The sequence below is a fragment of the Streptomyces sp. SPB074 genome (genome assembly GCF_000154905.1).
GTDB lineage: Bacteria > Actinomycetota > Actinomycetes > Streptomycetales > Streptomycetaceae > Streptomyces.
The window spans coordinates 482,570-491,928 of sequence record NZ_GG770539.1 but is presented as its reverse complement, the minus strand read 5'-3'; the positions used below and the strand labels follow the sequence as shown (position 1 = coordinate 491,928).

8 protein-coding genes and 1 pseudogene are annotated in these 9,359 nt (G+C 76.1%); 7 read left to right on the top strand and 2 right to left on the bottom strand.

The features are described from left to right. The 7 genes and pseudogenes from SSBG_RS30545 to SSBG_RS01975 form a co-directional block, all read left to right on the top strand. The coding region (locus SSBG_RS30545) for a DUF6777 domain-containing protein (RefSeq protein WP_324603484.1) at positions 1–539 on the top strand (539 nt) is incomplete at its 5' end. Positions 540–739: 200 nt separating this feature from the next. Then, the gene (locus tag SSBG_RS02000) at positions 740–2,884 is read left to right on the top strand and encodes a SpoIIE family protein phosphatase (protein ID WP_008744566.1); all 2,145 of its coding nucleotides are present in this window, start codon (positions 740–742) and stop codon (positions 2,882–2,884) included. Between the two features lie 143 nt (positions 2,885–3,027). Beyond that, positions 3,028–3,891 carry an Fpg/Nei family DNA glycosylase gene (locus SSBG_RS01995; RefSeq protein ID WP_008744565.1) on the top strand — a complete coding sequence of 288 codons (864 nt, stop codon included), beginning with the start codon at positions 3,028–3,030 and terminating at the stop codon, positions 3,889–3,891. 244 nt (positions 3,892–4,135) lie between these two features. Next, positions 4,136–4,894: a LytR/AlgR family response regulator transcription factor gene (locus SSBG_RS01990; RefSeq protein WP_037868714.1), complete on the top strand. Its 759-nt coding sequence runs from the start codon at positions 4,136–4,138 to the stop codon at positions 4,892–4,894. Between the two features lie 183 nt (positions 4,895–5,077). Next, positions 5,078–5,446, top strand: coding sequence for a hypothetical protein (locus SSBG_RS01985; protein ID WP_037868712.1), 369 nt, complete (start codon positions 5,078–5,080; stop codon positions 5,444–5,446). Next, positions 5,443–6,973 (top strand): annotated as a pseudogene (locus tag SSBG_RS01980) (cation acetate symporter). The gene SSBG_RS01985 and the pseudogene SSBG_RS01980 overlap by 4 nt, the downstream one beginning before the upstream one ends. Then, positions 6,970–8,184 (top strand): histidine kinase, encoded by a 1,215-nt coding sequence (locus SSBG_RS01975; RefSeq protein WP_037868709.1) that lies wholly within the window; start codon positions 6,970–6,972, stop codon positions 8,182–8,184. Before SSBG_RS01980 ends, SSBG_RS01975 begins: the two are co-directional and overlap by 4 nt. A gap of 125 nt (positions 8,185–8,309) precedes the next feature. Here SSBG_RS01975 and SSBG_RS01970 read toward each other — a convergent pair whose 3' ends face one another. Both SSBG_RS01970 and SSBG_RS01965 read right to left on the bottom strand, forming a co-directional pair. Further along, positions 8,310–8,810, bottom strand: a complete 501-nt coding sequence (locus SSBG_RS01970; protein ID WP_037868708.1) for a hypothetical protein — start codon at positions 8,808–8,810, stop codon at positions 8,310–8,312. A 94-nt stretch (positions 8,811–8,904) separates the two neighbouring features. Beyond that, positions 8,905–9,359: sigma-70 family RNA polymerase sigma factor (locus SSBG_RS01965; RefSeq protein WP_037868706.1), on the bottom strand; the 455-nt coding region annotated here is incomplete at its 5' end.

Genomic DNA, 9,359 nt, shown 5'->3' with positions numbered 1-9,359 from the left:
CCGGGCTCGGCCGCTGGCTGGAGAAACACCCCCGTCGTCCTGCGCGCCGACACCCTCGCCCCGCGCACGGCTACGCGCGGGGCGAGGTCACCACGTACCGCGCCGTCCTCCAGTCCGGCACCGCCGTGCTCGTCGACGCGCGCGGCGTGCCCCGCGTGCGCTGCGTCAGCGGAAACCCGCTCGGACCGGCCGGCGGCGACCGTGTCGGGACGCCGCGCGGCAGCCGCTGGAAGGGGTACGAGGCCGGTGAGGTGCGCGCCGTCGCGCCCGCCGCGCGCCCCCTCGCCGCCCTCACGCTCGCCGACCCCGTGCACGGGCGCTGGCTGGAGCGCCCCGCGGGCGACGACGGCACCCACGACCGCCCGCTGCGCAAACCGGGCCCCCTGCCCAGCGTGCCGCCGACCCCGCGGGAGCCCAGCCCCGAGTCCTCCGGCCCCTGGGAGACCGTGCCCCCCTCCACGGACCCCGGCGAGACCCCCACGGACGGTGGCGGGGAGACGGCGCGGACCGTGCGGCTGCGGGGCGGGAGCGCGGGGTGAGGGCCTGCCCGGTGCGGGCCGCTGGGCGCGAGGCCCCGGACCTGCGGAAGGAAAGGCGCGGTGGGGCTGTCCCCGATTCCCACAACGGGGCAAAATGGTATAAAACCTAGCTTTCGGGGGATGGGTTCTCGGCACGAGAGGCCCACCGCCCGGCGGGACCGGACGAGCGCCCAGGGGGCTTCATGGCAGAACGGGGAGCGATGCGGCACGGCGCGACCGGCGGCCCCCGCCCGGAGGCGGCCCCGCGCCCCGCGCCCGCACCCGCTCCCCCCGGGGACCCGGCCGGGGAGGACGCCGCCTGCCTGGAGGAGTGGCCGGTCCGCCCCGACCCGATCCTCGCCATGAACCGCATGGGCAGCTTCGACTGGGACCTCGACAGCGGCCGGATGCACATGGACCAGCAGGCACTCGCCGTCTTCGGCCTGCGCCGCGAACGCTTCGACGACCTGGCCACCACCGCCTCCGCGCAGATGCCCCGCGCCGAGCGCGACCGGATGGCCGCCCTGGTCAAGGACGCCATCACTGCGGGCCACGAGACCTACGCGGGCTACTTCCGCCTCCGCCGCGCGGACGGCTCGCTGCGCTGGACCCACACCCAGGGCTACATCCGCCGCGACCGCGAGGGCAGGGCCCGCCGCATCTTCGGCATCGTCCGCGACGCGACCCAGGAACTGAGCGACACCACCGCCCGCCGCGAGCAGGCCGAGGAACTGCGCCGCCGCACCACCGTCGTGGAACGCACGACGGCCGCCCTCGCCGCCGCGCACACGGTCGCCGACGTGCTCGACGTCCTGCGCGAGCAGGACGGGCTCGTCCGGCTCGGCGCCGACTCGCTCGTCGTGGGCCTGCTCGAACAGGGCCGTATCCGGCTCGTCCCGGACGGCCCCACCGGCGGCGTCGTACCCGTCGGCCGGCACACCCGCCTGGACGACCCGTACCCGATGGCCGACGTCGTGCGGACCCTGCGGCCCGTCTACCTGGAGGACGCCGCGAGCTTCGCCGCCGCCTACCCGGAGCTGTGGCAGCAGATCGCCCACCTGCGGCCCGGGGCCGCCGCGTACCTGCCGCTCGTCGCGCAGGGCAACGCCATCGGCTGCCTCGGCCTCTTCTACCAGGGCGCGCACACCTTCGCCCCCGAGGAACGCAACGTCCTCGTCGCCCTGGGCAGCAGCCTCGCCCAGAGCCTCCAGCGCGCCATGCTCTACGAGCAGGAGAAGGACCTCGCCCAGGGACTCCAGCAGGCGATGCTCCCGCGCACCATCCCGGACGTGCCCGGCGCCGAGGTCGCGGTGCGTTACCGGGCCGCCAGCGCCGGGCGCGACGTCGGCGGCGACTGGTACGACCTCGTACCGCTGCCCGGCGGCCGTACCGGCGCCGTCATCGGCGACGTGCAGGGCCACGACACGCACGCCGCCGCCGTCATGGGCCAGCTCCGCATCGCGCTGCGCGCCTACGCGGCCGAGGGCCACCCGCCCGCCACCGTCATGGCCCGCACCTCGCTCTTCCTGGACGAGCTGGACACCGACCGCTTCGCGACCTGCCTCTACGCGGAGGCCGACCTCAGCACCGGAGTCCTCCAGCTCGTCCGCGCCGGGCACCTCGACCCCTTCCTCATGGCCCCCGACGGCTCCGCCCGCCGCGTGCCCGTCACCGGCGGGCTGCCGCTCGGGCTCTCCGCGCAGTTCGGCGCGCTCGACTACCCGGTCTCCACGCTGGAGCTCGACCCCGGGGCGACGCTGCTGCTGTGCACCGACGGACTCGTGGAGGTCCCCGGCGCCGACCTGGACGACGGTTTCGCGAAGCTCGCGACGCGGCTGCGCACCGGGCCCCGCGACCTGCGGCTGCTCGCCGACCTGCTCACCACGAGCGTCGAGCGGCGCGGCGGCGAGGACGACGTGGCGGTCCTCCTCCTGCGCCGCCGCGCCACGGCCGGCGCCCCGCTCTACGGCGGGCGGCTCCAGCGGCACGTCGCGCCGGGCGATCCGCGCGACCTCGCCGAGGCCCGCCGCATGATCCGCTCGGCCGTCCGCTCCTGGGGAGCGGGGCCTCGCTCCGACGACATCGAACTCGCCACGGACGAACTCGTCGTCAACGTGCTCACCCACACGGAGGGCTCGGCGATCGTCACGCTGCGCGTGCTCACCGGGGCGGTGCGCCGCCTGCGCGTCGAGGTCGAGGACGCGTCGAGCGCGCTGCCGAGGCGGCGCGAGGCGCAGGCGGAGGGGCAGTCCGGCCGCGGGCTCATGCTCGTGGACATGCTCGCGGACGCGTGGGGCGTGGAGGCGCGGGGCGCGGGCAAGTGCGTGTGGTGCGAGTTCGAGGTGCGCAGACCCGGCGAGGAGTGAGCGGCGGGGGCCCGTGCCCGGAGCGGCGTGGGCGGTGGGGTGCCGCTCCGCCCGCCCGCCGGGGCCACCGCCCGCCGGGGCCACCATTCCGCCCGCCCGGCCGCGCGCTGGCTTTCGCGCCGTCGCGGAGGCACGCTGGGACCATGCCCGAACTCCCCGAGGTCGAGGCCCTGCGGGACTTCCTCGACACCCACCTCGTCGGACGCACCCCCGCCCGCGTCCTGCCCGTCGCGGTCAGCGTCCTCAAGACCTACGACCCGCCGCCGAGCGCCCTCGTCGGGCACGAGGTCACGGCGGTCCGGCGGTACGGGAAGTTCCTCGCCCTCGGCACCGACGGCGGCCCCCACCTCGTGACCCACCTCGCCCGCGCGGGCTGGCTCCGCTGGCAGGACGAGGTGCCCGCCGCCCCGCCCAAGCCCGGGCGAGGCCCGCTCGCGCTGCGCCTCGTGCTGGACGACGGCTCCGGCTTCGACCTCACCGAGGCGGGCACCCAGAAACGCCTCGCCGTGTACGTGACCGCGGACCCGATGACGGTCCCCGGCATCGCCCGCCTCGGCCCCGACCCGCTCGCCCCCGGTTTCGACCGCGCCGCCTTCGCCGCGCTGCTGCGCGGCGAGCGCAGGCAGCTCAAGGGCGCCCTGCGCGACCAGAGCCTCGTCGCCGGGGTCGGCAACGCCTACAGCGACGAGATCCTGCACGCCGCGAAGCTCTCCCCGTTCAAGAACGCCGGCCGCCTCACCGAGGAGGAGACCGACCGCCTGTACGAGGCCCTGCGCACGACCCTCACCGAGGCGGTCACCCGCTCCCGGGGCATCGCGGCGGGCCGCCTGAAAGCGGAGAAGAAGAGCGGCCTGCGCGTCCACGGCCGCACGGGCGAACCCTGCCCCGTGTGCGGCGACACGATCCGCGAGGTCTCCTTCGCCGACTCCTCGCTCCAGTACTGCCCCACCTGCCAGACCGGCGGCAAGCCCCTCGCCGACCGCCGCCTCTCGCGGCTCATCAAGTAGCTGTCGGAGGCCGCCGCCGGCTGCGGCCGGGGCCGCGTCCCCGTTCGGGCCCGCCTCGCGGGCACGGTCTCCACGACCCCGCTCGTCCCGCGCGAAGGCGGCTGCCTCAGTCTCCGGACGCGACCGGCGACCCCGCTCGCGCGAGGCCGCGCGTGTCACTCGTACGGGCGAATCGCCGCGTTGACGTGAGAAGGTGCCCCGACCCCGGGTCACGCCGGGCCCGTACCGCCTAGACTCCAGCGCCATGCTGCGCGTACTGGCCGTGGACGACGAGGAACCCGCGCTCGCGGAACTGCTCTACCTGCTGCGGGCCGACCCGCGCGTCACGAGTGCCGAGGGGGCCACCGACGCGACCGAGGCGCTGCGCAGACTGGGGCGGGGGCTGGACGACGGGGGCGGCGCCGAGCCCGTCGACGTGCTCTTCCTCGACATCCGCATGGCCGGGCTCTCCGGGCTCGACGTGGCACGGCTGCTCGCCGGGTTCGCGCGGCCCCCGCTCGTCGTCTTCGTCACCGCGCACGAGGACTTCGCCGTCACCGCCTTCGACCTCAAGGCCGTCGACTACGTGCTCAAACCGGTCCGCAGGGACCGTCTCGCCGAGGCCGTGCGCCGCGTCGCCGAACGCCTCGCGGCCCGCGAGCCGCGCCCCGCGCTCCCCGCCACCACGACCGCCGCGCAGATCCCCGTCGAACTCGGCGGCGTCACGCGCCTGGTGCCCGTCGCGGACATCGCCTACGCCGAGGCCCAGGGCGACTACGCGCGCCTGCACACCGCCGAGGGCAGCCACCTCGTGCGCGTCCCGCTGAGCACCCTGGAGGAGCGCTGGCAGGCGCACGGCTTCGTCCGCATCCACCGCAGCCACCTCGTCGCCCTCCACCGCGTCGAGGAACTGCGCCTGGACGGCGGCGGGATGAGCGTCCGCATCGGCACGGCGGTCCTCGCCGTCTCGCGCCGCCACGCGAGCCGCCTGCGCGAACTCCTGCTCAAGCGGGCCGGGGGCTGAGCTGGGCCGGGGCCGGGGCCGAGGCGGGCCGGGGGCGGGGCCGAGGCGGGCCGGGGGCGGGACGGGCCGGGGCCCGGAGCCGGGAGGTCCACTTTCCCGCGGGGCCCTCGCCCCCCTACACTCCGCCCCGTGCCCGCAGAGCAAGCTCCCCGCCGCGAGGTCGTCACGGGGGACCGCAAGGCCGTGCGCCGGCCCGCCGGGCGGCGCACCCAACGGGAGATCCACGAGCAGACCCCGCTCGGCGCCGCCTACGTGCGCTCCCTGATGCGCAGTCAGCTCCGCTCGGGCCTGGCCGCGCTCGCCGTGCTCGCGCTCCCCGTCGTCACCCTCCCGCTCTTCCTCGGCGCCCTGCGCAGCCCGGCCACCACCTGGGCGGTCCTCGGCTTCGCCTGCTACCCCGTGCTCGTCGCCCTCGCCTGGGCGTACGTGCGCAGGGCCGAGCGCAACGAACGCGACTTCGCCCGCCTCGTGCGCGGCGCCGAGCACCCGCAGGAGCCGACCGCCCCCGTGCCCGCGCCGCGCGGGACCGACGAGGGGCCCGGTGCCGCGTGAACCAGGCGTACGCCGTCCCCGCCGTCGCCGTCGTCGTCCTCGTGACCGTCCTGATCGGCGGCTTCGGGCTGCGCCTCTCGCGCACCACCTCCGACTTCTACGTCGCCTCGCGCACCGTCGGCCCCGCGCTCAACGCCGCCGCGATCAGCGGCGAATACCTCTCCGCCGCCTCCTTCCTCGGCATCGCCGGGCTCGTCCTCCTGCACGGCCCCGACATGCTCTGGTACCCCGTCGGCTACACCGCCGGGTACCTCGTCCTGCTCCTGCTCGTCGCGGCACCGCTGCGCCGCTCCGGCGCGTACACGCTCCCCGACTTCGCCGAGGGCCGCCTCGAATCGGTCACCGTGCGGCGCGCGGTGAGCGGCTGCGTGGTCGGCGTCGGCTGGCTGTACCTGCTGCCCCAGCTCCAGGGCGCCGGGCTCACGCTCGCGATCCTCACCGGGGCGCCGCGCTGGTTCGGCGGCGCGCTCGTCGCGACCGTCGTCGTCCTCGCGGTCGCGGCGGGCGGAATGCGCAGCATCACCTTCGTGCAGGCGTTCCAGTACTGGCTCAAGCTCTCCGCGCTCCTCGTCCCCGCCTTCTTCCTCCTCCTCGCCGCGCACGGCGACCCCGCCGTGCCCGCCGGGCTCCCCGCCGAGAGCGGCTACCTCGGCGGTGCCGGGTCCGGGCAGCCGCTCGCCACGAGCCGCGCCGACCACCCGCTCTACGCGACGTACGGGCTCATCGTCGCGACGTTCCTCGGCACGATGGGGCTGCCGCACGTCGTGGTCCGCTTCTACACGAGCCCGGACGGGCGCACCGCCCGCCGCACGACCGTCGTCGTCCTCGCCCTCCTCGGCGCCTTCTACCTCCTGCCCCCGCTCTACGGCTGGCTCGGCACCCACTACGCGCCCGAGCTGAGCCGCACCCAGGACGCGGACGCCGCCGTGCTGCTGCTGCCCGGACGGGTCGTCGGGGGCCTCGGCGGCGACCTGCTCGGCGCGCTCGTCGCGGGCGGCGCCTTCGCCGCCTTCCTCTCCACCGCCTCGGGGCTCACGATGGCCGTCACCGGCGTCCTCACCCAGGACGTCCTCCCGCCGCGCGGGCTGCGCCACTTCCGGCTCGCCACCGTCGTATCGGTCGGCGTGCCGCTCGCGGGCTCGCTGCTCGTCGCCGGGGTCCCCGTCGCCGACGCGGTCGGCATGGCCTTTCGCTGTCTCCGCCTCGTCCTTCTGCCCGCTCCTCGTCCTCGGCATCTGGTGGCACCGCCTCACCCCGCCCGGCGCTCTCGCGGGGCTCCTCGCCGGCGGCGGCAGCGCGCTCCTGGCCGTCGCGCTCACCGTCGCGGGCGTCGTCCGCACCGGCTGGCTGCACACCCTGCTCGCCTGGCCCGCCGTGTGGAGCGTCCCCGTCGGCTTCCTCGCGATGGTCCTCGTCTCGCTCGCGACCCCCAAGCGCCTCCCGCCGCACGCGGGCGCCACGATGGCCCGCCTCCACCTCCCCGAGGCGCTGCGCGCCGAGGACGACCCCCTCGGGGAGCGCCCGTGACCGTGACCGCGCTGCTGCTCGCCCTGTGCCCCCTCCTCCTCGCCGGCGGCTTCCTCCTCGGGCGCCGCACCGCCCACCCGGCGGGCCGCAGCGACCTCGGCACCCCCGTCGAACGCGCCACCTTCGAGACCCTGCACACGGCCTCGCTCGCCGCGCCCCCGCTGCGCGCCGGGCTCGCCGACCTCGGTGAGGAGAGCGCGCGCAAGGCGCTGCGCAGGCTCCGCACCCTGCTCGGCACCGAGGCCCTGTGCCTCACCGACGAGGACCGGGTCGTGGCCTGGGCCGGGCACGGCGAGCACCACGCCGCACACCTGCCCGCGCGCCTCGAAGACGTCCTCGCGCACGGGCGCAGCGCCGCCTTCGACTGCGGCTGCGCCCCCGAGGCGGGCTGCCCCTCGCGCTGGGCGGTGGCGGCCCCCGTCGTGGTCGAGGACCGCGTGCTCGGCGCGCTCGTGACGTACGCGCCGCGCGAGTCCGCCGTCCTCGCCCGCGCCCTGGACGAGGTGGCCCGCTGGGTCTCGGTGCAGCTCGAACTCGCGGAGCTGGACAACTCCCGTACCCGCCTGATCGAGGCGGAGATCAAGGCGCTCCGGGCGCAGATCTCCCCGCACTTCCTCTTCAACTCGCTCGCCGCGATCGCCTCGTTCGTCCGCACCGACCCCGAGCGCGCCCGCGAACTGCTGCTCCGCTTCGCCGACTTCGCGCGCTACTCCTTCCGCAGCCACGGCGACTTCACGACGCTCGCCGACGAACTGCACTCGATCGACCAGTACCTCGCCCTGGTCCGCGCCCGCTTCGGCGAGCGGCTCTCGGTGACGCTCCAGATCGCTCCCGAGGTGCTGCCCGTCTCGCTCCCGTACCTGTGCCTGCAACCGCTCGTCGAGAACGCCGTCAAGCACGGGCTGGAGGGCGCGGTCACGCGCAGCCGCATCACGATCGGGGCGCGGGACGCGGGCGCGGAGGCCGAGGTCGTCATCGAGGACGACGGGGTGGGCATGGACCCGGAGCGGCTGCGCCGAGTGCTGCGCGGCGAGGGCGGCCCGGGGGCGGGCATCGGGCTCCTCAACGTGGACGAGCGGCTGCGGCAGGTCTTCGGCGAGGACCACGGGCTCGTGATCGAGACGGGGGTGGGGGCGGGCACGCGCATCACGGTCCGGCTGCCGAAGTACCACCCGGGGGTCCACTCGACGCCCCTGCCGGACCGCGTCTGAGACGCGGCACGCCGGTGCGGCGCGGTCCCTGAGGAGTGCGGTGTCGCGGGGCGGGTCCTCGCGGGCACGGCACGTCGTGCGGGCCGTCCCGGCCCGTTCCGTGCCGGGCGGCCCGGGAAGCCGCCTCAGAAGAGGTGGATCGCCAGGTGCCCGAGGGGCAGTCCGAGCCGCCACGCCGCCGTCCACACCTTCGGCCGTTCCTCCTCGGGGACCTCCGCGCCGCCCGGCACCGCGTCCAGGTCGGGGGCCAGCAGCTCCGTCTCGTGCAGCCACTGCCAGGCCGCGCGCGCGAGCCGCAGTTCGGCACGGCGGCGCGGGCCCGGGCGGGACGCGGCGCTCGCCGCGAGCCGTTCGGCGACCCACTCCTGCCACGGCTGGTCGTGCGCGGTGAGCGCGAGCCAGGTCTCCAGCTGCGTGATGACCCGGATACCGCTCAGCTCGTCGTCGGTGTCCGCCAGGTAGACCGTGAGCGCGAGCGCGTCGCGGCCCGCGCGGAACTCGAAGGATTCCGGCGGCATCAGGTCCCCGCTGCGCAGCAGTTCCTCGGCGATGTACTCGGCGTACAGCCAGCCCATCGGAACCACCAGCGTGCCGGTGCCCGCCGTCTCCCCGCTCCCGTTGCCCATCGCGTGCGTCCTCCTCAGGTCGACGGGTACAGCCGATTACCCGAGGGGCGGTCACGGCAAGCGCCTTTGCGAAGACTTGACTGTGAGTCCGGTTTCAACCCACCGAGGGGGTGTATCCGGGCAGCACGCTCCGCAGTGAGCGCAGGGCGTAGTAGGCGCGCGACTTGACGGTCCCCGCGGGGATGCCGAGCGCCGCCGCCGCCTCCGCGACGCTCGCGCCCCGGAAGTACACCTCGACGAGGACGTCCCGGTGCTCGCGGCTCAGCCCGCGCAGCGCCTCGCGCACGTCGAGCGCGGCGGCGGCACGGTCGGCGTGGTCGGCGCAGGGCGGCGCCTGGTCGAGCAGCACCTCGCCGACCTCGGCGGGCCGCGCCCTGCGGGCCCGGCGCGCGTCGATCGCGAGCCGCCGCCCGACGGTGAAGAGCCAGGGCCGCACCGAGGCGTAGTCGGCCCTGCGCAGCGCCTCCGGGTGCTGCCAGGCCCGGACGAAGGTCTCCTGTGCGAGGTCCTCGGCACGCTGCCGGTCCCCGTCGCACAGCCGCAGCAGCA

What these genes read in the sequence shown, in the direction of transcription:
- SSBG_RS02000 (WP_008744566.1), top strand. Translation starts at nt 740, where the DNA reads ATGCGGCACGGCGCGACCGGCGGCCCCCGCCCGGAGGCGGCCCCGCGC.
- SSBG_RS01970 (WP_037868708.1), bottom strand. Translation starts at nt 8,810, where the DNA reads ATGGGCAACGGGAGCGGGGAGACGGCGGGCACCGGCACGCTGGTGGTT.
- SSBG_RS01990 (WP_037868714.1), top strand. Translation starts at nt 4,136, where the DNA reads ATGCTGCGCGTACTGGCCGTGGACGACGAGGAACCCGCGCTCGCGGAA.
- SSBG_RS01995 (WP_008744565.1), top strand. Translation starts at nt 3,028, where the DNA reads ATGCCCGAACTCCCCGAGGTCGAGGCCCTGCGGGACTTCCTCGACACC.